Here is a 26,684-nt window from a genome sequence, read left to right as displayed (position 1 = left end):
GCGAGAGAAGGCGTGGACGCACTCATGCCGTCCCCCGGGGATCGAGGGCGTCACGCAGGTCGTCGCCGACGAAGTTGCAGGCGACGACGAACAGCAGGGTGAGCGTGGCCGGGAGGACGACCAGCCGGGGTGCGGAGTACAGGAACTCCTGTCCCGCCTGGACCATGTATCCCCAGTCGGGCTGCGGCGGTTGGATGCCGAGGCCGATGTACGACAGCCCGGCGGCGAAGCCCGCCGCGACCGACAGCGTCATGACGACCTGGGCGAGCATCGGGCCCGCGATGTTCGGCAGCAGTTCCCGTACGAGGATGCGCGGGGTGCTTGTGCCGCCGAGGCGGCAGGCGACGACGTAGTCGCGGGCCGCCTCGCGGGCCGTCAACGCCCGGGCCAGCCGGGCGAGTCCGGGCGCGAGCGAGACGCCGATGCCGACGATCAGGCTGACCGTGCCCGGCCCGGCCGCCGCCACCAGCAGGATGACGAGAAGGATGGAGGGGAAGGCGAGCGCGAGATCCACCAGGCGCATCAGGGCCTGTTCGACGACTCCGCCCGCGTACCCGGCGACGAGCCCGATCGCCGTGCCCACCACGGCGGCCAGCGCCGTTGCCGCGAACGACACCAGCAGCAGCGGGCGTGCCCCGTGCACCAGGCGGGCCAGTTCGTCGCGCCCCAGGTCGTCGGTGCCGAGCGGATGCCCGGCGGAGCCGAACGGCAGGAGCGCGGACGGGGTCTGGCGCAGTGGGTCGGCCTGGACGAGGAGCGGGCCGACGGCGGCGACGAGGAGTACGGCGGCCAGGACCAGCCACGACAGGACGGCCGGCCAGGACCGCGCGAGCCGACGCCCGCGCAGGGCGGCCACGACGGACGGCCTGCGCGTGACGGTGGCCACGGCCGCGTCAGACACTCGCTTTCTCCATGTAACACCGGTGGTTGGCGAGGGCGCTGGTGTTCATGTCCTTCACCTTCGAGCCGCTGACCACGAGGTTGGTGAAGCAGGCCAGCATCGACAGGACCATGTACTCCTCCGCCCAGCGCCGCTGGATCCTGCTGTAGGCGGCGGTGCGCTTCTTGCCGTCCGGGAGGTTCTTGGCCGCGAACAGGTCGTCGGCCAGGGAGTCGACGCCGTCGAGGGTGTCCATGCCGGTGATCTTGGAGCCGTAGATGCCGGTGGGGCTGGCCATGGCGCCGACCATGTCGTTGGCGTCGGGGACGTAGGTGTTGCGTTCCCAGATCATCAGGTCGTGGTACTCGTCGTCCGGGTCGAGGAGACGGCCGAAGTAGGTGGCCGGGTCGACGGAGGTGGTCTCGACCTTGAACCCGACGTCGGTGAGGTTCTGGGCGATGATCTGGGCGGCCTTCGGATGCCAGGAGTCGCTGGCCGCCATGATCCGGATCGTGCGGCCCCCGGCACCGGCCTCGGTGACGAGCCGCTTCGCCTGGGCGACGTTCTGGGTGCTCAGATCGGCGAGGGCGGTGTCGTAGCCGTTCTGGGCGGGCGGGATCGTGTAGCCCTTCGGCTCGCTGCCCATGCCGAAGAACGCCTGGCTGAGGATGGCCTTGCGGTCGACGGCGAGGTTGATCGCCTTGCGCACCTTGATCTCGGGGATGCGCCGGGCGTCGATCATCATGATCGCGTCGGCGCTGTGCGGGGTGTCGTAGACGGTGACCGAGTCGTCGCCGCGCAGCTGGTCGGCGGCCGAGTACGGGGTGAACTGGGTCGCCGACACATCGCCGCTGAGCAGCGAGCTGACGATGGCCGACGGGTCCTGGACCTGGCGCAGCACCAGCCGGTCGATGGGCGGTCTGCCGAGCCGGAAGCCGTCGAAGGCCTCCAGGGTGATTGCCTGGCCGGAGGTGGCGGAGGAGAAGGCGAAGGGGCCGGTGCCGACGAGGTGCTTGCCGATGTCGGCGCCGTACTTCTCCAGCGCGGCCTTGGAGATGATCCGGCCGCCGATGTCGGAGAGCCGGCCGAGCACCGTCCGGTCGGGCTGCTTGAGGACCATCTTCACGGTGAGGTCGTCCTCGGCGGTCAGCGAGGCGACGTTGGTGCCGAGGCTCGCCAGCGGCCGGGTGCCGCCCTTGGGGAGGGTCTTGTCGTTCTCGTCGAACTGCCGCCCAAGGCTGGCCAGTACGTCGGCCGAGGTCAGGGTGGTGCCGTCGTGGAACTTGACGCCCTCGCGCAGGGTGAAGGTGTACGTCAGCTGGTCGTCGGAGATCTTCCAGCTCTTGGCGAGGTCGGGCGTGGGCTCGTTGGTCTCGAACGAGATGAAGCTGAGCCCGCGACAGATGCAGTCGACGGCCATCCAGTCGCCCAACGAGGTGTAGAAGGCCGGGTCGTTGACGGCGCTCGTCGCGTCGATGGCGAGGGTCAGCGTGCCGCCCTTGCCGCTGCCCTCGGCGTCGTCGGCCGCCGCACCGCAGGCGCTCAGCAGGGCGGGGAGTCCGAAACCGACACCCACGCCGAGGAGGCCCGCACCCCTGAGCATGGTGCGGCGCGAGACCTCCGGCGTGGTGGAGCCGGGGGAGAGCGATCCATGTGAACGGTCCGGCATATGGGCCTCCTTGGGCACCGATCCTCGGAAACTGGATCTAATGTGTGCTGGATTGGATCCAAAATGAGCTTCACGGGTCACGAAATCCTCCTCGTGTCCCAGGTGTTAAAGGCGTGTGAACCGGCGCCGCATCAACTCCGGCCAGACGACGGGGTCGTGGCCGGGGATGAGCTCGTAGCCGCGCTCGGCGGCGATGCGCTTGAGCCGGCGGATCGGCTCCAGCGTCTGCTCCGGATCGACCCCGATGGAGGCGCCGATCGGACGCTCGTGCTCGATGTTCTCGGTGAGGTCGGCGGCGTCGAAGGCGAACACGAGCCCTCCGCCGTCCGCGAGGTCGACCACGAAACTCTGGTGGCCGGGTGTGTGCCCGGCGGTCAGTACGGCGGTCACCCCGGGGGCGATCTCGACATCGCCGTCGGCCTGCCGCCAGTCGATACGGGGATCGTCGAAGTCGACCCGGAAGATCGAGTGGCGCTCCACCTCGGGCCGCCCCGACAACCCGTAGGCCAGCTCGGCCCGCTGCACATGTACCGGCACCCGGCCCGCGAAGTGCTTCAGCCCGCCCGCGTGATCGGCGTGGAGATGGCTCACGGCCACCGCGTGGATCGCGTCCATCGCGATACCGGCCGCGTCCAGGGCCTCCTCCAGTGGTTCACCGGGGCCCGGCAGGATCGGACGGTAGTTGGGGGAGGAGTAGAAGCGGCGCCGGAGCGCGGGGTCGCGGATCAGGGCCGTGTTGAAGCCGGTGTCGAGCAGCAGCCAGCCGCCGTCGCACTCCAGCAGCACCGCGGGCACGGGCTCGCGCAGTCGCTCCTCGTACGGGGCGCCGTACACCGAGACCGACTTGGGGAGTTCCTCCCAGCCGAGCAGCAGCGGCACGATCCGCCGCACACCGTGTCGTGTCATGCTCGATCCGGGCCTCTCCGCCAGCCTGCAAGGATCCATACCATAGATATTTGGATCCAATGATGGGTTGCGGTGAAGTAAACAACCGGCAGGACCGGGCCCGTCGACAGTCGGCAGGCCGCCACCCGTCAATGGTCGGCAGGCCCGGACCCGTCAGTAGACGGACAGCCCGTAGGCGCTCAGTACTTCCTGGATGGGCTGGTAGTAGGTGCTCCCTCCCGTGGTGCAGTTCCCGGTGCCGCCGGAGAGGATGCCGATGACCTTGTCGCCGGCGTAGAGCGGGCCGCCGCTGTCGCCCGGCTCGGCGCAGATACTGGTCCGGATCAACCCGGAGACGATGGTGCCGCCCCCGTAGTTGACGGTCGCGTTCAGCGCGGTGACCACACCGCAGTGGACACCGGTGGTCGCTCCCCGACGGCAGACGCTCTGGCCGACATAGGCGGTCGCGGTTCCGGTGACGTCGACGGTTCCGATGGTGCCGGGGTGAGGTACGGCCTGGTTGGTGTACTGGACGACACCGAAGTCGTTGCCCGGGAAGCTGGTCCCCGTGGTGGGGCCGATCGCCGTGGTCATGGCGGAACTGGTGTACCAGGTGGACGCGCCCTCGGTGCAGTGGCCCGCGGTGACGAAGTAGTACGTGGAGCCGCTCTGCACGTTGACCCCTGCCGAGCAGCGCCAGCCGGAGGTGTAGATGGAGTCGCCGCCCGACAGGAGGGTGCGCAGTCGGCCGTCGAGCCGTTCGAGGGTCATGGCACCGGCGGAACGCGCGCTCGCCCGGCGGAGTCTGGCCAGGTCCGCGTCCGTGACCGTGGAGTCGGCGAACACCCGCAGCTTGCCGGTGCGCTCGTCGACGGCCCAGGTCGTTCCGGCGATTCCCAGGGACTCGACGGCCGAGGCGGTGGTTCGCGCGGGGCCGGGACCGGGTGCCGTGGCCGCGCTGGTGTCGGACACCGCGAGCGTGGTCACGACAAGCAGGCTCAACACCGAGGCGATCAGCCGCGGACGTCCGATGGTGGTACGGAGTGCTCTGATCACCGAGGTCTCCCCGAGGACGGTGGGCGGTGTGCGGTGACGAAGTGCAGTGTGCCCGGCCGCGCCCGGGGCGGGTAGGCGTCCTTCGGCCGAAGGGGTCGGCCGTAGGAGTCGGCTGGCGGGGACACACGGCCGACGGCTCGGTTCGGTGCGCGAAACGCGCGCGAAACGGACCTTTCCTAAGCTTCCGTATGTGCCTCTGACAGTTCTTGACGCCCCCACCGAGTGGAGCCGGTTCACCGACGGGTCCATCGAACGCCGGATGCTGCTCGCCCTCGAAGCCCGGCTCGGCATCGTGCTGCGCCCGAAGCCGCTCATGCTGCCCGACGGCAGTCGGGTCGAGGTCGAGGGGATCGACGCGGCCGGCCGGGTGCTCGTCCAGCTCGTCGGCAACCAGGGCGCCTACAAGCCCGCCTTCCGCAACAAGGTCATGGCGGACATGTTCAAGCTGCTCTGGCTGCGCGACTCGCTGCCGACCACCGAGCGGACCGTGCTCCTCGTCACCGAGGTGATCGTGCCGGCGCTCGGCGGATGGGTGGCGCGGGCCGCCGCCGATCTGGGGATCGAGGTCTATGTGTTCGGCGGCGACGAGGCCGTAACACCGCTCGGTGCCGCGTGACATCCAGGAAACAGAGCGGCGGGTCCTGACGAAACACAGGGCTTCTACCGTCGGGAGCACCTAAGCGGATTTCCGCGTGGCAGTTCTCGCACTCGCCACGCACGCTCTCCGACTTCCAGGATCGGGCTCTCGTGCCCGCGACATGGATGGGAGCGTGAAGGTGACTGGTACGCCAGCCCTCGAACTGCGGTCGGTGCACCGGACCTACGGGTTCGGACCAGCGGCGACGATCGCCCTCGACGATGTGGGGTTGACCGTCCCCGCGGGCCGTTTCGTCAGCCTCATCGGGCCCAGCGGCTGCGGCAAGTCGACGCTGCTCAGGATCGCCGCGGGCCTTGAGGAACCTGACCACGGCGAGGTCCGGGTGCACGGCGTCCCGCCGGCCCGGGCGTGCGCGGCGAAGATGATCGGGCTGGTACCCCAGAGCCCGGCCCTGCTGCCCTGGCTGTCGGTGCTGAAGAACGTCACCCTGCCGCACCGGATCAACAAGCGGGCGGCACGGCGGCGGGAGCGGATCACCGGCTCGGGCGAGCGGGCGACGAGCGCGCCCGACATGCGGGAACTCCTCGTCAAAGCCGGTCTCGGGGAGGCCATGGACAAGCTTCCCGCCGAGCTGTCCGGCGGAATGCGGCAGCGGGCCGCGATCGTCCGGGCCTTCGGTCTGCGACCCGACGTACTCGTGATGGACGAGCCCTTCTCGGCGCTGGACGAGTTCACCCGGGAGAGCCTCCAGGACCAACTCCTCGATCTCTGGGACGAGTTGAAGACGACCGTGCTGTTCGTCACCCACTCCGTGTCCGAGGCCGTACGGCTGTCCGACACCGTGGTCGTGATGGCCCCGAAGCCCGGCCGGATCGTCGACACCATCGAGATCGACCTCCCCCGGCCGCGCAAGGACCGGCTCTTCGCGGAGCGCCGCTTCCACGAGTACGAGGACCTGGTCCGCGACCGGCTGCACAGCGCGTGGCACCGGGAAGCGGCATGAGCGGGGTGGACGAGATGACGGTGGTCGAGGAACGCACCGGACGCACCGGGGACGGCCGGCCGCCCGTGGAACCGTCCCGCTTCAGCCTTCGCCATCCACGGTCCCGTATCGCGTGGGTCCGGCCCTCCGTATGGGCACCGTTCGTGCTGATGGTGGCGGTGCTCGCGGTCCTGTGGCACTGGGGCGCCGAGAAACTTCCCTATCTGCTGCCGCCGCTGTCCGACATCGGCCACTCGCTCAGCTCGGACCTCGGCTACTACACCGGGAACGCCATGGTCACCCTCGGGGAGGCAACGGCCGGTCTGGCGATGGGGTTCGCCGCCGCGTTCGTCCTCGCCGTGCTGACCAGTGAACTCCCGCCGCTGCGGCGGGCCGTGATGCCGATCGCGGTCGTCCTCAATGTGACCCCGCTGGTGGCCATCGCGCCCGCCCTGGTCGTGGCCTTCGGTTTCGGCCCGACGCCCAAGCTGGTCATCGCGGCGCTGATCTGCTTCTTCCCGATCTTCATCAACGTCTCGGCCGGACTGCGGTCCGTACCCCAGCAGGTGCTCCAGGTGTACCGGACGATCGACGCGAGCCGGCTGGAACTGCTCTGGCACGTCCGCGTTCCCAACGCGCTGCCCTATCTGTTCGCGGCGCTGCGGATCGTCTTCCCGCTGTCCATCGTCGGTGCGGTGGTGGCCGAGATGTCGGCCTCGGGCTCGGCGCGCGGCCTGGGCACCGCGATCAGCGTGGCCTCCTCGATGAACCAACTACCGGTCGTATACGCCTCGATCCTCGTCCTGGCGGTCATGGGCGTACTGCTCCTGCTCGTCGTGACCCTGGTCGAACGCCGCGTCCTGCACTGGCACGACAGCGCGCACGACTGACCGGTCCGCTCACCGCGTACACAGCTCACCGCGCACACGGCTGACGCACGCAGCCGACCGATTCCCACCACACCCTCACCCGGCGGCCACCGCCAGTCTGGAGTCACCCATGCCTTCCCGCCTCAGCATCAGAGCGTCCCTCGCCTGTGTCGCCGCCCTCGCCATGACCGCCGGGGTCGCCGGCTGCGGTTCCGGCTCCGACAGCGCTTCCTCGAAGGGCTCCGAGGGGTCCGCGATCTCCGCCGATCGCTGCGCCGAGAACAAGGCCGCCGGCAAGATCACCTACCTGTCGGGCTACCAGTACCAGTCGTCGGTGTCGATCCTGGAGTACATCGCCGCGAGCAAGCTCGGCTACTTCAAGGACCTCTGCCTCGATGTCACCCTCAAGCCCGGCACCGGCGACACCGCGCAGAACACCAAGCTCCTCGCCAGCGGCCAGGCGACCGTCAGCCCGATCTCCGAGCAGGACGTGATCCAGTCCCGGGCCAACGGGATCGACATCACCGGCATCTCCTCGTACTCGAACTCCGGCCTGGACATCCTGATGACCAACAAGGACATCACCAAGCTGACCCAGCTCGACGGCAAGGTCGTCGGCCACAAGGGCTACATGCCCGCCACCGTCCGGGCGATGCTGGTCAAGGCCGGGGTGAAGTACGACTCGCTGAAGCTGGTCAAGCAGGGTTACGACCCCTCCGTACTGCCCCGCAGGCAGGGCGGCCTCGCCGCGCTCACCGGGTTCGTCTCCAACGAGCCCAACCAGCTCAAGGCGGCGGGCAAGCCGGTCACCGTGTGGCAGCCGTCCGACCTCGGTGTCCCCGGCTCGCTCGGCGCGATGGCCGTCAGCCCGGCGTTCGCCAAGAAGCACCCGCACGCCGTCGAGGACATTCTGCGCGCCGCGCTGCACGCCTACGACTACTGCACGGCCGACGCCACGAAGACCGCCGAGTGTGTCGGCTACGCGGCCGACCTGTCCGGGCCGACGTACGACAAGAAGCTGAACACGACCATCTGGAACACCGAGACGCAGATCGTCAAGGACAGCCCGACCCCCGGGGTGCCGCGCGGCGGCATCGACACCGCCAACGTCAAGGGGATCGTGGAGATGCTGCGGCAGTTCGACATCGTCTCCGGCGAGGTGACCCCGGCCGGCGCCGAGGAATGGTTCGACGGGTCCTTCGTGAAGAACATCCACGACGGGGACAAGCTGGTCTGGCCCGCCCCGTAGCCGCCGTCGTCCCGCACCGCCCACGAAAGGCCCGCAACGTGCCCACGAAAGAGTACGGAATCTTCCTCCCCATCGGGAACGGTGGCTGGATGCTGTCCACGACCGCGCCCCACCCCGAGGCGAACTACGCCTGGAACAGGCGTGCCGCGGTGCACGCCGAGAACATCGGCCTCGACTTCGTCATGTCGATGGCGAAGTGGCGCGGCTTCGGCGGCAGCACCGACCACTGGGGGCGCTCCCTGGAGTCGATGACGATGATGGCGGCGCTCGCCGAGGCGACCAGCCGGGTCAAGATCTGGGCGACCCTGCACGCCAACGTCCACAACCCGGCCGTCGCGGCGAAGATGTTCGCCACCCTCCAGGACATCTCCGGCGGCCGGGCCGGACTGAACATCGTCAACGGCTCCTACGCGGAGGAGTTCGAGCAGTTCGGCGAGTGGGACCCGAAGCTCACCCACGCGGACCGCTACCGGATGACGGAACTGTGGACGGAGGCGGTCACCCGCCTGTGGACCCAGGACTCCGTCACCCTGCGCACCCCGTACTTCGACCTGGTCGACTGCGAGTCCCGGCCGCGCCCCCAGGTCCGCCCCACCGTCATCAGCGCCGGCCGCTCCGAGGACGCCCGCCGCTTCCAGGCCAAGTACGCCGACGGAGCGTTCCTGGCCGCCGAGAGCCTGGAGGAGATGCGCGAGCTCTCGGCGGACGTCCACGAGCGGGCGCGGGCGGCCGGGCGGGTCTGCAAGACCTACTCGATGCTCACGGTCGTCCAGGACGACACCGACGAACTCGCGGCGCAGAAGGTGCGGGAGTGGGGCGCGGGCCTGGACAGGGAGGCGCTGGTCCACATGCGGCGCGCCTGGGGCATCCCCGAGGAGCAGGCCCGCGCCTGGGCCGACGGGGCGGACGGCGAGGCGGCGTTCCAGACCCCGTACGTCGCAGGGTCGGCGCGCACGGTCACCGACCACATCGAGTACATCGTGCGGGAGGCGGACCTGGACGGGCTGATGCTGATCTTCCCCGAGTACGACGAGGACATGGTGCTGTTCGGCAAGACCGTACTGCCCGAACTGCGCGCCCGCGACGGGGTGACGGCCTGATGCCCGGCACCGACCTGCGGGCACGGCAGTTCGCCCACCTCTCCCGCCCCGGCAGCGCGCCCGCCCTGCTCGTGGTCGACGTACAACGCGACTTCGCCGATCCGGACCGGCTGACGGAGTACGGCCTGACGGACACCGCCCTGACCGCCCTCGACCAAGCTGTCACCCGCATCGGACACCTCGTGGACGCCGCACGCGCGGCCCAAGTGCCCGTAGTCTGGGTGGAGTTGGGGAGCGATCCGGCACGGCCCTGGCGGGCCAGCAACTGGCTGCGCGGCGGGGACTACGACGCCCCCATGAGCCCCGACGAGCCCTGCCGTATCGGCACGGACGGCGCCGAGTGGGTTCGGATGCGGCCCGCCGAGGGCGAGGAGCGCGTCGTGAAGAGGGGCTACAGCGGGTTCCTCGGCACCGGTCTCGACGCACGGCTGCGCGCCGCCGGCTGCGGCTGGCTGACCGTGGTGGGGCTGACCAGCGAGTGCTGTGTGTACGCCACCGCCCAGGACGCCGTACAGCTGGACTGGCCGGTCGTGGTCCCCACCGACGCCACGGCCGCGTACGACCTCGACGTCAACGCGGCGGCCCTCCAGCAGCTCGCGCTGAATGTGGCCGTGCTCGCCGACGCCGACGAGGTCACCGCACTGTGGGAGAGGAACTCGCGATGAGCGGCATGCACATAGGTTTCGACCTCTCCTTCACCCACACCGAGGGAGCCTGGGCCCGCCCGGGCTCCTGGGTGGGGCTGGACTTCCCCGACGTACGCATGTTCATGGAACTGGCGCGGACGGCCGAACGCGCCGGGGTGGGCCTGCTGTTCTTCGGTGACGGCAGCGGCATCCCGAGCACCTGGCGTGGCGGTATCGAGCCCGCTGTGGAGTGGGGCATCCAGTGGCCGCGCCACGACATGGCGCCCGTGATCGCGGCGATGGCCACGGTGACGGAGCGGATCGGCTTCGGGCTGACGTACTCCTCGACGTTCATGCACCCGTTCTACGTCGCCCGGCTGCTGAACTCCCTCGACCATGTCACCGGCGGGCGCATCGCGTTCAACGTGGTCGCCTCGACCCGGGGCGCGGACGCGGCGAACTACGGCTTCGGCGAGCTGATGGACCACGATCTGCGCTACGAGCGGATGGAGGAGTTCGTCGAGGTCTGCCGTGCGCTGTGGGACTCCGTGGCACCCGACGCCATCGTGCGCGACCGGGAGACGGGCCGTTTCGCCGATCCGGCCAAGGTGCACCCGATCGACCACAAGGGCCGCTTCTTCGACGTGAAAGGACCGCTCGCCTCCGTACCCGGCCCACAGATCCACCCGCTCATCGTCCAGGCGGGCAACTCGCCCCGTGGCATCGCCGCGTCGGCCCGCTTCGCCGACCTGATCTTCGGCTTCGGCGGCAACCTCGCCTCCCAGCTGCGGCACCGCCGACTCCTCGACGAGGCCCTCCTCGCCGAGCGACGGGACCCGGCCGACACGGGCATCCTCTGGGCCACCCAGGTCATCGTCGGCCGGACGGCCGCCGAGGCACGGGCGCGCCGCGACGAGGTGCACGCCTTCTGGAACGAGGAGACCGTCGCCATCCACCTCTCGCACAACATGGGCTACGACCTGTCGACGCTCCCGGAGACCTTCCGGCTGGGCGAGCTGCGCGACGAACTCGTCGCGGCCAACGCGTCCCCCGCGGGGCTCGTGGGCTCGCTCATCGCGGAGTTCGGGGAGGAGTCGACGATGAGCCGCGACGAGTTCTTCGACCACGGCCGGGGCCGGGCCACCGGCCTCGACCACAGCATCGTCGGGGACGCCGAGTCGGTCGCCGACGAACTGCAGGAGAACTTCGCGGCGACCGGGTCACGCGGCGGCTACATGCTCTCCAGCCCGCTCGCCATGCCCTCCGGTCTTGCCGACATCAGCGAACTGCTCCTGCCGGAACTGCGCCGCCGAGGCGCCCTCGCCTCCCCGGCCGCCGGCGCCACATTGCGCGAGAACCTGGCGGTGTGACATGACCGCTGGGAGCGAGCGACGGGACTGGCTCGCCCTCGCCAGCCTGTGCACGGGGTTCTTCATGCTGCTGCTCGACAGCACCGTCACCTCGGTCGCCCTGCCCGCGCTGATCGACGGGCTGCACACCGGCGAGGCCCGCGCGATGTGGGTCAACAGCGGGTATCTCATCGCCTACGCGGTCCCCCTGGTCATCGCGGGGCGGTTGGGCGACCGCTACGGGCATCGGCGCGTCCATCTCGTCGGACTGGCGGTCTTCACCCTCGGGTCGCTGCTGTGCGCCCTCGCCACGAGCATCGAGGGCCTCATCGTGTGGCGGGTCGCGCAGGGCGTCGGCGCCGCGCTGATGACCCCGCAGTGCCTCACCCTCATCAAGGCCCTGTTCAGGCCGCCGCGCCTGGCCGTCGCCCTCGGTGTCTGGGGCGCGGTCGGCGGGGCCGCGGTGGCCGCCGGGCCGTTGGTCGGCGGGTTCCTCGTCGCCGTCGGTGGCTGGCCCGCGGTGTTCTGGGTGAACGTCCCGGTCGGCGTCGCCGCGATGGCCGCCGTGTCGGTGTTCGTCCCCGCCCTGCCGCGCCAGGCGGCGGCCATCCCGGTCTGGGCGATCTGCGCCAACGCGGCCGGGGCCGGGGCACTCGTCCTCGGCGTCCAGGGCACCGACGCGACCGGCACGGACGTGTGGGGAGTGCCCCGCTGGCTGCTGGCCGGCGTCGGCGCGCTGACCGTCGCCGCCGTCGTGTGGCTGCAACGCGGCCAAGGGACACGGGCCCTGGTGCCGATCTCCCTTCTCCGCACCCGGGGGTTCGTCACCGCGACCTGGGGCGCAGCCGCCGCGGCCTTCTGCTCCGGGTCCGCCATGATCCCGGTGATGCTGTACCTCCAGCGGGAGCGCGGACTCTCGCCCGGCGAGGCGGCACTCACCCTGATCCCGATGGGCCTGGTGTGTGTGCTCGGCGCTCCGGTGTCGGCCCGCCTCAACAACGGCGTCGGGACCCGTGCCGTCGCGGTCGTCGGCGCGTGCGCGCTTGTCCTGTCCGTCGGCGCGTCCGCCGCGCTCGTCGCCGCCGATGCCCCGGTCGCCGCCCTGACCTCGGCCTTCGCGCTGTACGGGGTCGCCAACGCGTTCGTCTGGTCGCCCCTGTCCATCGCGGCGGTGACCACCGTCGCCCCGGACGAGGTGGGCGCGGCCTCGGGCGCCTTCAACGCCATGAAGCAACTCGGCGCGGTCCTGGGCAGCGCGGTCTGTGCCGTGCTGCTGACCGCGTACGGCTATGCCGCCGCCCTCTGCTCGCTCGCCGCCGTCGGGCTGCTCAGCCTGCTCTCCGCCCTGCTGCTGCGCGTCGACCCGCCCAAGGCGGCACCACCCGCACCGGACACGGCGGCCACCGCCGCGTCCGAACTACCCACAGGAGTCGCCTGATGAAGGCCATAGCCGTCGTCGGAAACCCCAAGGCCGCCTCGCGCACCCGTGACGCCGCCGAACGTCTGGCCGCCGCTCTCGGGTTGGACTGCGATGTCCTCGAAGTCACCGAACTGGGGGCGGGGTTGCTCGCCTGGGACGACCCCGAGGTCAGCGCGGCCGTGGAGCGAGTACGCGCCGCCGATGTGGTGATCGCCGCGTCGCCCACGTACAAGGGCACCTACACCGGGCTGCTGAAACTGTTCCTCGATCGGTTCCCCACTGACACCGGGCTCGCCGGGCAGGTGGCGGTGCCCCTGATGCTCGGCGCGGGACCCGCGCACGCGCTCGCCCCCGAACTCACCCTCAAACCCGTCCTGGTGGAACTCGGCGCGATCTGCCCCGCCCAGGGTCTCTACCAACTCGACTCCACCTACACGACGGACGACTCACTGGCCCGCTGGACCGGGCGCTGGGGCCGGACCGTGCTCGACGCGGCGAAGGCGAGGACGGCACGATGACCGCGCTCGAAGGCCTCACCTCGGACCCCGACGAGGTGCGCGAGGCGTTCGGTGGATTCCCGTCGGGGGTGGCCGCCGTCTCGGCCCGGGTCGACGGCGAGCCGACCGTCATGATCGTCTCGTCGTTCACCGTCGGCGTCTCCTACCAGCCGCCCATGGTCTCTCTCGCCGTCCAACACACCTCCACCACCTGGCCGTTGCTGGCCGGCGCCGACACGCTCGGGGTCTCTGTCCTGGGCGAGGAGCACAGCGCCAAGACCCGCCAACTGGCGTCCAGGAGCAAGGAGGACCGCTTCGTCGGCCTCGGCACCCAGGAGGCGGCGTCCGGTGCGATCTTCCTGGAGGGCGCGCCGATCTGGCTGGAGTGCGCGATCGAGCACACCTATCCGGCGGGCGACCACGACATCATCGTGCTGCGGGTGCTCGCCATGAGGGCCGACGACGACCGCAGCCCGGTCGTCTGGCACCGCCGACGGCTCAAGACCTTGGCCGGCTGACCGAATCGCATCACCCGCGAACCGCCGGAGTGAACAGTCACTTCACAGGAATCGTGTTTCTTTTATTGACAACAGAAAAGAATGAACCGTACGTTCCGGGCCATGCGCTCGACGCCGCCTGCCGAGGCGTTCCCGGCCCACACGCCCGCTGCCGCCCAGATCTTCACCATCGTGCTCTCCCACGGCCCGGTCACCCGGGCGGAGATCGCGCGGCGGGCCGCCCTGTCGCCAGCGGCGGTGACCAAGGCTGTCCGGCCCCTGATCGAGACGGGCTACCTGCTGGAAGACGTCGACGAGGAGCACCGGCGGGCGCTCGGCCGGCCCGCCAACCCGGTGCGGGTCCACGGCGGTCGTGCGCTGTTCCTCGGGGTCAAGGTGACGGGCGACGAGATCATCGCGGTACTGACGGATCTGTGCTGCCGTATCAGGGTCGCCCGGCACATCCCGCTCGACGACCGGCGGCCCGGGGGCGTTCTCGCCACCTTGAGCGGTCTCGCCCTTGAACTGCTCGCCGACGCCGAGGAGTTGGGGGCGCGGGTCAGGGGTGTGGGCATCGCCGTCTCCGGCGATGTGGACCGCACGGAGGGCATGGTGCGGTACTCCCCGTTCCTCGAGTGGCGGGACGTTCCGCTCGCGCACCTCGCCGCCATGACCATCGGTCTGCCGGTCACCGTCGACAACGACGTCCGCGCGCTGACCGTCGCCGAGCAGTGGTTCGGCGCGGGGGTGGGCCTGTCCGACTTCGCGCTGGTGACGGTGGGCGCCGGGATCGGCTGCGGGCTCGTCGTGGGCGGCCGGGTGGTCTCCGGCGCGCACGGTGTCGCCGGTGAGATCGGGCATCTCTCCTTCGATCCGGCGGGCCCGCGGTGCCACTGCGGCAACCGGGGCTGTGTGGAGGCCGTCGCCTCGGAGTCGGCGATCGTGCGGGACGTACGGGCGGAGACCGGGATCGACGTGGCGGACGCGGCCGAGGCCCTGGAACTCGCCCATCGCGGCGACCCGGGAGCCCGTGAGGTGTACGCGCGTGCGGGCGCGGTCATCGGACGGGCCGTCGGGTCCGTGGTCAATCTGCTCGGGCCCGAACGCGTGATCATCTCCGGCGAAGGGCTCGCCGCCTACGACCTGTTCGCCGAGCGGATCAGGGAGACCTTCGCCGCCTCCGCCTTCGGTGCCGCCGCGCGCTGCGATGTCACCACGCGTCCGCTGCCCTTCGAGGAGTGGGCGCGTGGAGCGGCGGCCACCGCCATCCAGTCCTTCATCCGATCGGACACGCCCAAGGGAACAGGGGTGACGCCGTAGAGCCGTATCGCGTGGAGGTCCGACCACGCATTCCGTATGTCATGCGCATGCCATGATCATCCTTCAGTCATCCGGAGGTAACCCCCCATGCGGTTGTCCCCCCACCGTGCCCGCCGCACCGGCAGCACCCTGCTCGTCCTCGCCCTGACCACGGGCCTCACGGCGTTCACCCCTGCCGCCACGGCCACCGACTCCCCGGCCACGGAGGCCGTTTCATCGCCTACGGCGGCCAAGCCGTACATGGGCTGGACCAGTTGGAGCATGCAGTCCTCCAAGTACCCGGGCCTCAACCCGGACGGGGACTACAGCTATCTGACCGAGAAGAACGTCCTCAAGCAGGCCGACGCCCTCGCCGCCAAGCTCAAGCCGTACGGCTACGAGTACGTCAACATCGACGCCGGCTGGTGGATGGACATGGACTGGAAGCCCCGCTTCGACGAGTTCGGCAGACAGGCCGCCGACCCCGGGCGCTTCCCGCGCGGGATGAAAGCCGTCGCCGACGACCTCCACGCCAAGGGGCTGAAGCCCGGCATCTACCTCCCGGTCGGGCTGCAGAAGGAGGCGTACGGCGAGGGCAGGGTCCCTGTCTGGAACACCGAGGGCTGCACGACCGCCGACATCGTCTACGGCGACCTGCGCACCACCAACGGCTGGGACAGCTCGTACAAGATCGACTTCTCGCGGCCCTGCGCCCAGAAGTACATCGACTCCCAGGCCCGGATGTTCGCCGACTGGGGCTACGACTTCCTCAAGCTGGACGGTGTCGGGCCCGGCTCGTTCAAGAGCGGCGAGAACTACGACAACGTTGCCGACATCGCCGCCTGGCAGAAGGCGATCGCGGCCAACGGACGGCCGATCCACCTCGAACTGTCCTGGTCCCTCGACATCGGCCATGTCGCCGACTGGCAGCGGTACTCCAACGGCTGGCGCATCGACACCGACGTCGAGTGCTACTGCAACACCCTGGTCACCTGGGAGAACTCCGTCGAGGACCGCTGGGACGACACCCCCGCCTGGACCCGCCACGCAGGCCCCGGCGGCTGGAACGACCTGGACTCCCTCAACGTCGGCAACGGCGAGATGGACGGCCTCACCAAGGCCGAGTGGCAGAGTTACGCCACCCTGTGGGCCATCGCCAAGACGCCCCTCTACACCGGCGACGACCTGACCCGCCTCGACTCCTACGGGCTCTCCCTGCTCACCAACAGGGAGGTCATCGCGGTCAACCAGGGCGACACCCCGCCCGCCAGGCCCGTCACCCCCTCCGACGACCAGCAGGTCTGGGCGGCGAAGAACCCCGACGGGAGCTTCACGGTCGCCCTGTTCAACCTCGGCGGGGCCCCTGCCTCCGTGACCGCCGACTGGGCCGCCCTCGGCTTCTCCGGCAAGGCGAAGGTCCGCGACCTGTGGAACCGCGGGAACCTCGGCACCTACCGGGACAAGGTCACGCAGGCGCTGCCCGCGCACGGCTCACGGCTGTTCACCGTCACGCCTCAAGGCTCAGCCCTGACGAAGACCGCCTACGAGGCCGAGGCGGCGGCCAACACCCTCACCGGCAACGCCTCGGTGGCCGACTGCGGCGCCTGCTCCGGAGCGAGGAAGGTCGGCAACCTCTACCTCGGCGGCAAGCTCACTGTGAACGGCGTCAACGTCGCGAAGGCCGGACGGTACGTCGTCGACATCGCCTACGTCAGCGGTGACGCCCGGTCGGTGCGGATCTCCGCCAACGGCGGCGGCGCCACCGGCCACAAGTTCCCCTCCACGGGCGACTGGGGGACCGTCGAGACCGTGAGCGTGCCGCTCGATCTGAAGGCCGGCGCCAACACCATCACCCTCGACAGCGGTGACGGCTACGCCCCGGACATCGACCGGATCGACGTACCGAACCCGTCCTGACGGCCGACCCCCACAGGAGCGCATCCATGGACACCCCACGCCCCGATTCGCCCGAATCCCGCCCCAGCAGGCGCGGTCTGCTCTCGTTCGCCGCAGCGGGCGGAGCCCTGGCCGCCCTCGGCGGACTGCCCGCCTTCACCGCCTCCGCCGCACCTCGACGACCCACCGACTCCCCGATGCTCGCGGAGGGCGAGGGGACCAGCACCCAACTGTGGTGGCAGGCGCCCGCCGACGACGGCTCGATGATCACCCAGGGCCTCCCGGTCGGCAACGGCCGCCTCGGCGCGCTCGTGGGCAACGACCCCGGCCGGGAGCGGCTGTTCCTCACCGACGCCACCATGTGGACCGGCGACCTCAACTCCACCCTCGACGCCGACGGCCAATTCCCCTACGCCCGCGAGAACTTCGGGTCCTTCACCCTGCTGGGCAAGCTGACCGTCGACATTCCCGACCACGACCTCTCGGCCGTCTCCGGCTACCGCCGCGCCCTCGACCTCCGCCAGGGCCTGGTCACCGCCTCGTACGTCCGCTCCGGCGTGACCTACCGGCGGCAGGTCTTCGCCAGCGCACCCGACGACGTCGTCGTCCTGCACTTCACCCAGGACGGCGGCGGTCGCTACACCGGCACCATCAGCCTGGACGGCACCCACGGCGAGACCACCACGGGAACCCGATCGGGCGGCCAATACGCCTCCTTCAGCGGGGAGTTCGCGAACCGGCTTCGGTACGGGGCCGCCGTCACCGCGTACGGCAGCGGCGGGACCGTCGCTGTCGACGGGGCGCGGATCTCCTTCCGGGACTGTCGGAGCCTGACGGTGATCGTCGCCGGTGGGACCAACTACGCGCCCGACGCCGCCACCGGCTACCGCGCCCCCTCACTCGACCCGCGCAGACTCGCCCGTACGAAAGTCCTTGACGCCGCCGAGCACTCCGCGACCACCCTGCTGCACACCCATGTCGCCGACCACCGCGCGCTGTTCGAGCGCATGGACGTGTCGCTCGGCACGTCCACCGCGCTGCAACGCGGCATGGACACCTGGGAGCGGATCCGCGCGCGGTACACCGACGGCACTCCCGATCCCGAACTCGAAGCGGGATACCTGCAGTTCGGGCGCTACCTCATGATCGCCGGGTCGCGCGGCAGTCTGCCGCTGAACCTCCAGGGACTGTGGCTCGACGGCAACGACCCGGACTGGATGGGCGATTACCACACCGACATCAACCTCCAGATGAACTACTGGCTGGCCGACCGCGCCGCCCTCTCCGACTGCTTCGACGCCTTCACCGACTACTGCCTGGCCCAGCTGCCCTCCTGGACCGAACTCACCCGCACCCACTTCAACGACCCCCGCAACCGCTACCGCAACTCCACCGGGAAGCTGGCGGGTTGGACCGTCGCCATCTCCACCAACATCCACGGCGGCATGGGCTGGTGGTGGCACCCGGCGGGCAACGCCTGGCTGTGCAACTCCCTCTACGAGCACTACGAGTTCACCCAGGACCGCACCCATCTCGCCCGTATCCACCCGATGCTCAAGGGAGCCTGCGAGTTCTGGGAGGCGCGGCTGCTCACGACGACGGTCACGGACCCGGTGACCGGCGAGAAGCGGGACGTCCTCGTCGCCGACAGCGACTGGTCGCCCGAGCACGGCCCGCTCGACGCCAAGGGCATCACGTACGCCCAGGAGCTGGTCCGGTCCCTGTTCGCCAACTACCGCACGGCATGCGAGGTGTTGGGCAAGGACACCGCGTACGCCCGGACCGTCGGCGATCTCCAACGCCAGCTCCATCTGCCGGGGGTGAGCCCGAAGACCGGCTGGCTGGAGGAGTGGATGTCCCCCGACAACCTGGGGGAGACCACCCACCGGCATCTCTCCCCGCTCGTCCAGCTGTTCCCCGGCGACCGCATCCGCCCGGACGGTTCCACGCCTGAGGCCATCCTCGAGGGCGCGACCGCCCTGCTCACCGCACGCGGCATGGAGAGCTTCGGCTGGGCGAACGCCTGGCGCGCCCTGTGCTGGGCCCGCCTGAAGAACGCCGACAACGCCTACCAACTCGTCGTGAACAACCTGCGGCCCTCCGCCGACGGCAGCAACGGCACCGCGCCCAACCTGTTCGACATCTACGAGGTCGGGCAGGGCCGGGGCATCTTCCAGATCGACGGCAACTTCGGCACGCCCGCCGCGATGATCGAGATGCTGGTGTACTCCCGCCCCGGCCATGTCGAGCTGCTGCCCGCGCTGCCCGATGCCTGGGCCGCGTCCGGATCGATCACGGGTGTGGGCGTACGCGGCGGCTTCACCGTGGATCTGAGTTGGCAGGGCGGCAGGCCGACCGAGGTCACGGTGACGAGCGTCGGCGGTCGTACGACCACGGTGGCGTACGGGGAGAAGTCCCGGAAGGTCACCCTGTCGCCCGGCCGGTCCGTGACGCTGCGCGATCTGGGGCGGTGAGCGATGCGTCTTCTGAGGCGACTCGCCCTGTCGGGCGTCGCGTTGACCCTCGCCGCGCAGTGGCTGACCTCGTCGGCGACGGCGGCCCCTGCCGCGACCACGCACGAGATCGTCACCTGGGGCGCGAGCGCCGACCGTATGGGCGAGGCCGCCTCGAACCGCGGTTACCGGCTCGTCGTACGGACCAGCGCCGGAGGAACCCAGCTGCGCGTCCGCCTGTCCAACGCCTTCGGCGACCGGCCCCTGACCTTCGGCCGGGCCTACGCGGGCGTGCAGAAGGAGGGTGCCGCCCTGGTCCGGGGCAGCAACCGGCCGCTGTCGTTCGGCGGGGAGCGGTCCGTCACCGTACCCGCCGGTGAGACCGTGCTCAGCGATCCGCTGCCCGGACGGCTGCCGGCCGCGACTTCGCTGGTGGTCAGCCTGTACGTGGCCGACGCGGGCGGCCCGGCGACTGGGCACGGCATGGCCATGCAGACGTCCTACACCAGCACCGGCGACCACACGGCGGAGGAAGGCCCCGCCAACTGGACCGGAACCACCGGCTCATGGCTCTACCTGGACGCCGTCACCGTACGGACGGACTCGGACGTCGGTGCGGTCGTCGCGCTGGGCGACTCCATCACCGACGGCTGGCAGTCCAGCACCGACAAGAACCGCCGCTGGCCCGACTACCTGGCCCGCCGTCTCCAGGCAGCCCCCGAAACGGACATCAAGGGCGTGGCCAACGAAGGGATCTCCGGCAACAAGGTCCTCGCGGACGGAGCCGGGCAGAGCGCCCTCAACAGACTGCACCGGGACGTGCTTTCCCACCCCGGCGTCCGAACGGTCCTCCTCTTCGAGGGCGTCAACGACATCAAGGCCCACACCGGCGTCACGGCAGGGGAGTTGATCGACGGCTACCGCCGGATCATCGACCGGGCGCACGCGGCCGGGCTGTGCGTCGTCGGGGCCACGGTCGGGCCGTTCAAGGGCTGGTCCGAGTGGGACGCGCCCGCCGAGGCCGTACGGCGGGAGGTCAATGAATTCGTCCGCGCCGGCGGCGAGTTCGATGCCGTGGTGGACTTCGACCGCATCCTGCGCAGCCCCTACGACCACGAGCGGATCCTGCCGTTCTTCGACAACGGCGATCACCTGCACCCCAACGACACCGGCATGCAGGCGATGGCCGACGCGGTCCGGCTGGACGACCTCGACTGCGATCGCTCCGCCCCCTGAACCCGACGAGCGTCTACGACGTCTACAGCGGCGCCGGTGAGGAAGCCCCCGTGATCAGCAGGCGGGGGCTGCCCTTGCCGTTCGCGGGCACGCTCCACAGGTCGCTGCTGCCGACCTTGCCGTTGGTGGGGAGGGCGTAGGCGAGGGTGTCGTTGTCGAGCCAGGTGGCCTGGTCGTCGACGCTGTGGCGTTCGGCCAGTGCCGTCTCCTTCAGGGTCTTCAGATCGAGGACGTACTCGTGCCAGAGGGCGGTACGGGACAGGACCCGCTTCTTGAAGGCGACGCGGGTTCCGTCCGGGGAGAGCGACGGGCACTCCACGTTCTCGATCAGGGTGGTGACCGTCTGCTTGGAGATGGAACCCAGGACCAGATACGTCTTGTTGGCGGTGTTGAGGGTGGCGTAGAACGTGTCGTCGTCGGAGGCGAAGGTGACGCCCCAGAAGTTGACGTCCGAGGCGCGGTAGGACTTGCCGTCCAGGGTGATCGAGAACGTCTCCAGGCTGGGGATCAGCCGCATCGTGCGGGTGTCCAGGATGGAGGTCCGGGTCGAGAAGAAGGCCGACGCGTAGGACTCGCCGGAGACGAAGACCGTCCAGGCGGCGAAGCGGCCGCTGGGCGAGACCCGGGCGCGGCTGGGGGTGCCCGCGAGCGCGTAGGTGTGCACGGTGCGGAGATCGGCGTCCAGGAGCAGGGCACGGTTGCTCTGCTTGAGGACCCCGGGGACCGACTGGAGGCAGACGCCGGTGCCGGCCGCCGCGTAGAAGCGCACGCACTTCAGGTCCGAGGCGGTCCGGCCCGCGCCGGGGTCGGTGGACGGGACCGAGGCGACCGCCGTGCGGTGCGGGCCCGCGGCCGCGTTGACGAAGGTCAGGCGGCTCTTCTGGTCGAGCGTCAGCTTGCCCGTGCTGACGGCGGGGCCGCCCGGCTGCGGCTTGTTCGCCTGCTCCGCGCGGTCGGCGGCGTGCAGGACCACGCCGGTTGCCAGGCCCGCGAGGAGCAGCACCCCCGTGACGAGTATGAGCAGACGGCCGCGCAGCGATGTCATCCGGATCCTTGGGGCGTTGAAGCTGTGGTGTCTGTGGTGTCTGTGGTGGTCATCGGGTCCCTCGGGCGCAGCACGATGCCCGCGACGGCCGCGCAGCACAGCAGGCCGACCGCCGATCCGGCCAGCGCCGCGCTGTCGCCCCACAGCGTCCAGGCGGCGCCGAAGGACAGCGAGCAGCAGAACCGGGCCAGCGCCTGGCTGGTGCCGACGATCGCCAGGCCGGTGGCGCGAAGTCGCTCGGGCACGATGTCGGCGAGGGCGGCCGGGAGCACGCCGTCGGTGGCCGCGTAGAACATGCCGTGCAGGGCGAGGACGAGGAAGGGCAGGGCCGGGGTGGCCGGGGCCCAGAGCAGGAGGCTGTAGGCGGTGAGCAGACCCAGGTGCCCGGTGAGGAACACGGCGCGCCGCCCGACCCGGTCGGCCAGCGAGCCGACGGGCACGGCCAGGAGAAGGAACACCGCGGCGGTGCCCAGCGGCAGCAGCGGGAACCACTCGTCGGCGATTCCCGCGCGCCTTTGCAGCAGCAGATAGACGAAGGCGTCCGAGACCGTGGTGAGGCCCAGCAGCGCGGCGCAGCCGGCGAGCGCGCGGAGCCGTGGCAGGCGCAGCAGGGCCAGCGCGTCCCGTACGCGGACGGGCGGTGCGCTGCTCGCCGAACCCGCTTCGTCGCTCGGCTTGTTACCTGCTTCGTTCGTACGGGTTACCTGCCCTCTGGCGGGTACGAACAGCACCAGTACGAGCACGCCGAGCACGGCGACGCACGCGCTCACCCCGAACACGGCGTCGTAGCCGTCGGCCGCCGCGCGCAGGATGAGGAAGGCCGCCAGCGGGCCGAGCATCGCGCCCGTGGTGTCCATCGCCCGGTGCACGCCGAAGGCGCGGCCCTGTTTCTCGGACGGCGTGGACAGGGAGATCATCGCGTCGCGCGGGGCGGTGCGCAGGCCCTTGCCGGTGCGGTCGAGGGCGAGGACCGTGCCGAGCGTGCCGATGCTGCTCGCGAGCAGGAGCAGCGGTTTGCACAGCGCCGACAGGCCGTACCCGAGCCCGGCCATCAGCTTGTGGTTGCGCACCCGGTCGGCGAGATGGCCGCCGGTGAGCTGCACCAGCGCGCTGACGCCGTTGTAGACGCCGTCGAGGGTGCCGAACGCCAGCGGAGTGAAGGCGAGCGTGGTGACGAGGTAGAGCGGCAGAACGGCGGTGACCATCTCCGAGGAGATGTCGGTTATCAGGCTGACCGTCCCCAGCACGAACACGACCGGGGCGACCTTGCGCCCCGGGGCGCGTCTTCGGCCCTGTTCGGTGTCCGTCTGCGCGGGGGCGGAGCGGTCGGTGAGATACATGATCGAGACTCCAGGTGCGGTGCGATCAGTTCTGCCGGCTGCTCTCGTCCCGTAGCCAGGTACCGAAGTCCTGTGCCCGGACGGCCTTTCTGGCTCCCCGCCGGGCGGCGACCGCCGCCGCGAGGAAGACTACGACACTGGTCACGAGCCTGGGATCCCGGCGGACCATGGTCTTGAGGTCCGCGACACTCGTGCGCGCCGAGGCCTCTTCCGGGCCCTGATGCTGCTCGACCTGGGCGGTGGACACCGCGGCCCGGATCCGCCGTTTCATCAAGTCCGGCCAGGTGCGCGGCGGATGGACCACGACGCTCGCTCCGCCGACCACGAGTCGCTCGTGCGGGGCGAACGCCAGGGACGCGGCCAGGTCGTCCGCCATCAGCGGTGGCAGCGCGGCGATCCGGGTGTGCCCGGCCTTGGAGACCGCGATGACACCCCGGCCGAACAACCCTTCGCGTACGGCGGGCAGACGCTGCCACACCCGGTAGTAGGCGCGCACCCGCCAGGCGCAGCCGGTCAGCGGAATATGCCGTTCGGGGGCGGTCGCGAGAACGTCCGAGGTGTCGTCGTTCAGGGGTTCGATCAGTGCTCGTACGTCGGCGCCCGCGAGGACGACGTCCGCGTCCACGTAGAGCCGGGGGAAGCCGCGGGCGTGGTCGTCCCCCGCGCGCAGGGCGGCGTGTTTGGAGGGCGTGGGTATCTCCACCACCCGGACGCGGGGGCCGCGATCGGACGCGATCCGCGCGGTGTCGTCCGTACAGCCGTTGCATACAACCACGATGTCGGTCTCGTCCTCGGCGGAGCCGGCCAGCAGCGAATCGAGGAGTCGTCCGATGACTCGGGCCTCGTTGTGGGCCGGGATCACGATGCTCGTCACGTGGGCAGTATGCCGTCAGTGTCACTAATGCGATGTGTGTTTCGTTCAACCGTTCCCGTGACTGCGTTCGGTGGTCTAGATTGAGTGCCGCCGGACCGGTTTGGGTGGGGAACTTGTCCTTGACTGCACGTCATGGTTCGGCTTTGTGCATGGATTTGAGCATTTCAGTACGGGCATGCTGGGGGGCATGAGGCGGTTGGGGAACCGCCGACGCTCCCTCGCTTTCCAGTGCCGCTGTGTGGAGGGCACTTCGGACGGGGGGTAGCCGCGCATGTGGTGGGGGGAGCATGACCATTGAGGTCACGCATGAGCAAGTGGTTGTGGAACGCACCAGTCCGGAAGCCCGCCGAAGACGGTGGGAACAGAAGTATCGATTCACCTTGTTGGTCGCGGACGGTTTCGCAGCCGTTGTCGCGGCCTTCTTGATCCACGCGGCCTACGACCGCTGGACGGTCGCCCTGGTGCTTCCCCCGACGTGGATCGCGACCATGCTCGTCCATCGCACCTATGACCGCAGGGCGTTGGGCGTTGGCGTCGAGGAGTACCGACGGGTGCTCCGCGGAGCCGTCGCACTGCCGGCGCTCGCCATGGGTGTTCACTACGTGTTCACCCACGATGCGGGACTTCTTCATGACATGGTCATGGCTACGATACCCGCTGTCGCGATCGCCCTGCCGGGCCGTTACGCACTGCGCCGCCGGCTCCACCGAAGATGGGCCCGGGGCCGGGACCAGAGCACGACGCTCCTGGTCGGGCCGTCCCACGGCATCGTGGATCTGGTCGCCGTGCTGCGGCGCGGCGGCGAACAGGAACTCCACATCGCCGGGGTGTGCCTGAGCGATCCGCGGAACCGCACGGAGATCCGCAAGCTGGGGCTCCCCGTCCTCGGCGGCGTCGGTGACATGGAGAACGTCGTCCGGGCCATGGGTATCGGCACCGTGGTGGTCGTACCGGTACCCGGTTCCGACGCCTCCGTCCTGCGCCGGATGTCCTGGACGGCGGCCGTACAGGGCGTCGACTTCCTGCTGGCCCCCGTACTGACCGACGTGTCCGCCGCGCGGCTCGCGGTACGGCCCACCAACGGGGTGCCGCTGATGCGGATCCAGGCACCGAACCTCGCCCCGACCTCCCGGCTGCCCAAGGAACTCCTCGACCGGTCGCTCGCGGCACTGCTCCTGGCGGTCCTCGCGCTGCCGATGATGGTGATCGCCCTGATCGTCCGCCTGGACAGCGCAGGACCGACCCTGTTCCGGCAGCAGCGGGTCGGCCGCTACGGCGACCACTTCACCATGCTGAAGTTCCGCACCATGCGGCCCGACTCGGAGGACCTCCGGGCCGAGTTGAAACACCTGAACGAGAACAGCGACGGCCTGCTGTTCAAGGTGAAGCAGGACCCGCGGATCACCCGGTTCGGATCGTTCCTGCGCCGCAGCTCGCTGGACGAACTGCCGCAACTGCTCAACGTGGTCAAGGGACACATGTCGCTCGTCGGCCCCCGCCCTCCGCTGCCCGAGGAGGTCGAGGAGTACACGCCGGAGGTCAAGCGCCGACTGCTCGTCAAACCCGGCCTCACCGGGCTGTGGCAGGTCAGCGGACGCTCCGACCTGCCCTGGGACGAGGCGGTCCGGCTCGACCTCGGATACGTGGACAACTGGTCGATGGGCCTGGACCTGACCATCCTGGCGCGCACCGGCTCCGCCGTGGTGCGCGGAACGGGGGCCTACTGATGGACCGACTCGACCGACGGAAGAGGAACCAAGTGACGCAGGGCACGGAGCCGTTGAGTTCGGAGCCGTTGGGGGTCGCGGTCGTCGGGGCGGGCTACTGGGGCCCCAACCTCGTACGCAACTTCCAGGCCAGTGAGCGGTTCCGGCTGCGCTGGCTGTGCGACCTCGACGTGGATCGCGCCCAGCGCGTCCTCGGCGGCTACTCGACGGTCCGGGCCACCGCGGACTACGCGGCCGTCCTCGCCGACCCCACCGTCGATGCCGTCGCCGTGGCCACGCCCGCCGGCACGCACCTCGACATCGCCCTGGCCGCCCTGCGCGCCGGAAAGCACGTCCTCGTGGAGAAGCCGCTCGCGGCGACCTACGCCGACGGGATGCGTCTGGTGGCCGAGGCGGAGGAGCGCGGGCTCACGCTGATGTGCGACCACACCTACTGCTACACACCCGCCGTGGGCCGTATCCGGGAACTGGTCCGCTCCGGCGAACTCGGCGACATCCACTTCGTCGACTCGGTCCGGATCAACCTCGGGCTCGTCCAGAAGGACATCGACGTTCTGTGGGACCTGGCCCCGCACGATCTGTCGATCCTCGACTTCATTCTCCCCGACAACGTCGAGCCGGTCGCCGTCGCCGCCCACGGGGCCGACCCGATCGGCGCCGGACAGGCCTGTGTCGCCTATCTGACGCTCCAGCTCAACACGGGGGCCATCGCCCACGTGCACGTCAACTGGCTCTCGCCGACCAAGGTGCGGACCACCATGGTGGGCGGCGCCAAACGCACCCTGATCTGGGACGACCTCAACCCCGCCCAGCGCGTGGCGATCTTCGACCGGGGCGTGGACCTGGCCGCACCTCAGGAGATCGGCGACGACGAACGCCGGGACATGCTCATCTCCTACCGCTCCGGGGACATGGTCGCGCCCGCCATCGGCGAGAAGGAAGCGCTGCGCAGCATGGTCGACGAGTTCGGCGACGCGATCAGGGAACGCCGGGCACCCCTGACCGACGGCCGGGCGGGCCTCAGGGTGCTCGACATCCTTGAGGCGGCGTCCCGGAGTCTCGAATTCAAGGGCGCGGTCGTCGGCCTGCGCGCCGGGCACTGACAGTTCCACTTCACCGACAGTCCGATTGACCGAG

At 70.2% G+C, this 26,684-nt stretch carries 23 protein-coding genes; 16 read left to right on the top strand and 7 right to left on the bottom strand.

Annotated features, from left to right (window positions below; translation table 11 throughout):
• Nucleotides 1–22: 22 nt before the first annotated feature.
• The 4 genes from ACFYXF_RS06385 to ACFYXF_RS06370 form a co-directional block, all read right to left on the bottom strand.
• Nucleotides 23–901, bottom strand: coding sequence for an ABC transporter permease (locus ACFYXF_RS06385; RefSeq protein WP_389348386.1), 879 nt, complete (start codon nt 899–901; stop codon nt 23–25).
• On the bottom strand, nt 894–2,549 hold the full coding sequence (locus ACFYXF_RS06380; protein WP_389348385.1) for an ABC transporter substrate-binding protein: 1,656 nt from the start codon (nt 2,547–2,549) through the stop codon (nt 894–896). Before ACFYXF_RS06380 ends, ACFYXF_RS06385 begins: the two co-directional genes overlap by 8 nt.
• A 105-nt stretch (nt 2,550–2,654) precedes the next feature.
• Entirely contained in the window at nt 2,655–3,455 is an 801-nt protein-coding gene (locus ACFYXF_RS06375) for an N-acyl homoserine lactonase family protein (protein ID WP_389348384.1), read from the bottom strand.
• 153 nt (nt 3,456–3,608) lie between these two features.
• A complete protein-coding gene (locus tag ACFYXF_RS06370; protein ID WP_389348383.1) occupies nt 3,609–4,490 on the bottom strand; it encodes a S1 family peptidase in 882 nt (293 codons plus the stop codon).
• 190 nt (nt 4,491–4,680) lie between these two features.
• On the opposite strand from ACFYXF_RS06370, the gene ACFYXF_RS06365 reads away from it, so the two are divergent.
• The 14 genes from ACFYXF_RS06365 (at nt 4,681) to ACFYXF_RS06300 (ending at nt 20,561) form a co-directional block, all read left to right on the top strand.
• On the top strand, nt 4,681–5,106 hold the full coding sequence (locus ACFYXF_RS06365) for a hypothetical protein (RefSeq protein ID WP_389348382.1): 426 nt from the start codon (nt 4,681–4,683) through the stop codon (nt 5,104–5,106).
• 160 nt (nt 5,107–5,266) lie between these two features.
• On the top strand, nt 5,267–6,091 hold the full coding sequence (locus tag ACFYXF_RS06360) for an ABC transporter ATP-binding protein (protein WP_389348381.1): 825 nt from the start codon (nt 5,267–5,269) through the stop codon (nt 6,089–6,091).
• Nucleotides 6,088–6,960, top strand: a complete 873-nt coding sequence (locus ACFYXF_RS06355; RefSeq protein WP_389348380.1) for an ABC transporter permease — start codon at nt 6,088–6,090, stop codon at nt 6,958–6,960. The genes ACFYXF_RS06360 and ACFYXF_RS06355 overlap by 4 nt, the downstream gene beginning before the upstream one ends.
• Before the next feature lie 109 nt (nt 6,961–7,069).
• Nucleotides 7,070–8,188 (top strand): ABC transporter substrate-binding protein, encoded by a 1,119-nt coding sequence (locus ACFYXF_RS06350; protein WP_389348379.1) that lies wholly within the window; start codon nt 7,070–7,072, stop codon nt 8,186–8,188.
• Between the two features lie 38 nt (nt 8,189–8,226).
• The gene (locus tag ACFYXF_RS06345; protein WP_389348378.1) at nt 8,227–9,288 is read left to right on the top strand and encodes an LLM class flavin-dependent oxidoreductase; all 1,062 of its coding nucleotides are present in this window, start codon (nt 8,227–8,229) and stop codon (nt 9,286–9,288) included.
• Nucleotides 9,288–9,953 carry a cysteine hydrolase family protein gene (locus ACFYXF_RS06340; protein WP_389348377.1) on the top strand — a complete coding sequence of 222 codons (666 nt, stop codon included), beginning with the start codon at nt 9,288–9,290 and terminating at the stop codon, nt 9,951–9,953. Before ACFYXF_RS06345 ends, ACFYXF_RS06340 begins: the two co-directional genes overlap by 1 nt.
• On the top strand, nt 9,950–11,284 hold the full coding sequence (locus ACFYXF_RS06335; RefSeq protein WP_389348376.1) for an NtaA/DmoA family FMN-dependent monooxygenase: 1,335 nt from the start codon (nt 9,950–9,952) through the stop codon (nt 11,282–11,284). Before ACFYXF_RS06340 ends, ACFYXF_RS06335 begins: the two co-directional genes overlap by 4 nt.
• A 1-nt stretch (nt 11,285) precedes the next feature.
• Nucleotides 11,286–12,701, top strand: coding sequence for an MFS transporter (locus ACFYXF_RS06330; RefSeq protein WP_389348375.1), 1,416 nt, complete (start codon nt 11,286–11,288; stop codon nt 12,699–12,701).
• Nucleotides 12,701–13,201, top strand: a complete 501-nt coding sequence (locus tag ACFYXF_RS06325; RefSeq protein ID WP_389348374.1) for an NAD(P)H-dependent oxidoreductase — start codon at nt 12,701–12,703, stop codon at nt 13,199–13,201. Before ACFYXF_RS06330 ends, ACFYXF_RS06325 begins: the two co-directional genes overlap by 1 nt.
• The gene (locus ACFYXF_RS06320; protein ID WP_389348373.1) at nt 13,198–13,698 is read left to right on the top strand and encodes a flavin reductase family protein; all 501 of its coding nucleotides are present in this window, start codon (nt 13,198–13,200) and stop codon (nt 13,696–13,698) included. Before ACFYXF_RS06325 ends, ACFYXF_RS06320 begins: the two co-directional genes overlap by 4 nt.
• A gap of 102 nt (nt 13,699–13,800) precedes the next feature.
• A complete protein-coding gene (locus ACFYXF_RS06315) occupies nt 13,801–14,997 on the top strand; it encodes an ROK family protein (protein WP_389348372.1) in 1,197 nt (398 codons plus the stop codon).
• 87 nt (nt 14,998–15,084) lie between these two features.
• On the top strand, nt 15,085–16,893 hold the full coding sequence (locus ACFYXF_RS06310) for an alpha-galactosidase D (protein WP_389348371.1): 1,809 nt from the start codon (nt 15,085–15,087) through the stop codon (nt 16,891–16,893).
• A gap of 26 nt (nt 16,894–16,919) precedes the next feature.
• Nucleotides 16,920–19,346, top strand: a complete 2,427-nt coding sequence (locus ACFYXF_RS06305; RefSeq protein WP_389348370.1) for a glycoside hydrolase N-terminal domain-containing protein — start codon at nt 16,920–16,922, stop codon at nt 19,344–19,346.
• Nucleotides 19,347–19,349: 3 nt separating this feature from the next.
• A complete protein-coding gene (locus ACFYXF_RS06300) occupies nt 19,350–20,561 on the top strand; it encodes an SGNH/GDSL hydrolase family protein (RefSeq protein WP_389348369.1) in 1,212 nt (403 codons plus the stop codon).
• 22 nt (nt 20,562–20,583) lie between these two features.
• On the opposite strand, the gene ACFYXF_RS06295 is transcribed toward ACFYXF_RS06300, so the two are convergent.
• The 3 genes from ACFYXF_RS06295 to ACFYXF_RS06285 are packed head-to-tail and all read right to left on the bottom strand — an operon-like array spanning nt 20,584 to nt 23,820.
• The gene (locus ACFYXF_RS06295) at nt 20,584–21,606 is read right to left on the bottom strand and encodes a TolB family protein (RefSeq protein ID WP_389348368.1); all 1,023 of its coding nucleotides are present in this window, start codon (nt 21,604–21,606) and stop codon (nt 20,584–20,586) included.
• Nucleotides 21,603–22,946: an MFS transporter gene (locus tag ACFYXF_RS06290; RefSeq protein WP_389348367.1), complete on the bottom strand. Its 1,344-nt coding sequence runs from the start codon at nt 22,944–22,946 to the stop codon at nt 21,603–21,605. Before ACFYXF_RS06290 ends, ACFYXF_RS06295 begins: the two co-directional genes overlap by 4 nt.
• A 25-nt stretch (nt 22,947–22,971) precedes the next feature.
• A complete protein-coding gene (locus ACFYXF_RS06285; protein ID WP_389348366.1) occupies nt 22,972–23,820 on the bottom strand; it encodes a glycosyltransferase in 849 nt (282 codons plus the stop codon).
• 380 nt (nt 23,821–24,200) lie between these two features.
• Here ACFYXF_RS06285 and ACFYXF_RS06280 point away from each other — a divergent pair, with 380 nt between their 5' ends.
• Nucleotides 24,201–25,547 (top strand): sugar transferase, encoded by a 1,347-nt coding sequence (locus ACFYXF_RS06280; protein WP_389348365.1) that lies wholly within the window; start codon nt 24,201–24,203, stop codon nt 25,545–25,547.
• Between the two features lie 32 nt (nt 25,548–25,579).
• Nucleotides 25,580–26,650, top strand: coding sequence for a Gfo/Idh/MocA family protein (locus ACFYXF_RS06275; protein ID WP_389348364.1), 1,071 nt, complete (start codon nt 25,580–25,582; stop codon nt 26,648–26,650).
• Nucleotides 26,651–26,684: the final 34 nt, after the last annotated feature.

The sequence above is a fragment of the Streptomyces sp. NPDC002680 genome (assembly GCF_042889145.1).
Lineage (GTDB): Bacteria > Actinomycetota > Actinomycetes > Streptomycetales > Streptomycetaceae > Streptomyces > Streptomyces adonidis.
The sequence above is the reverse complement of the archived record's forward strand: the minus strand, read 5'-3'. Positions and strand labels throughout refer to the sequence as shown.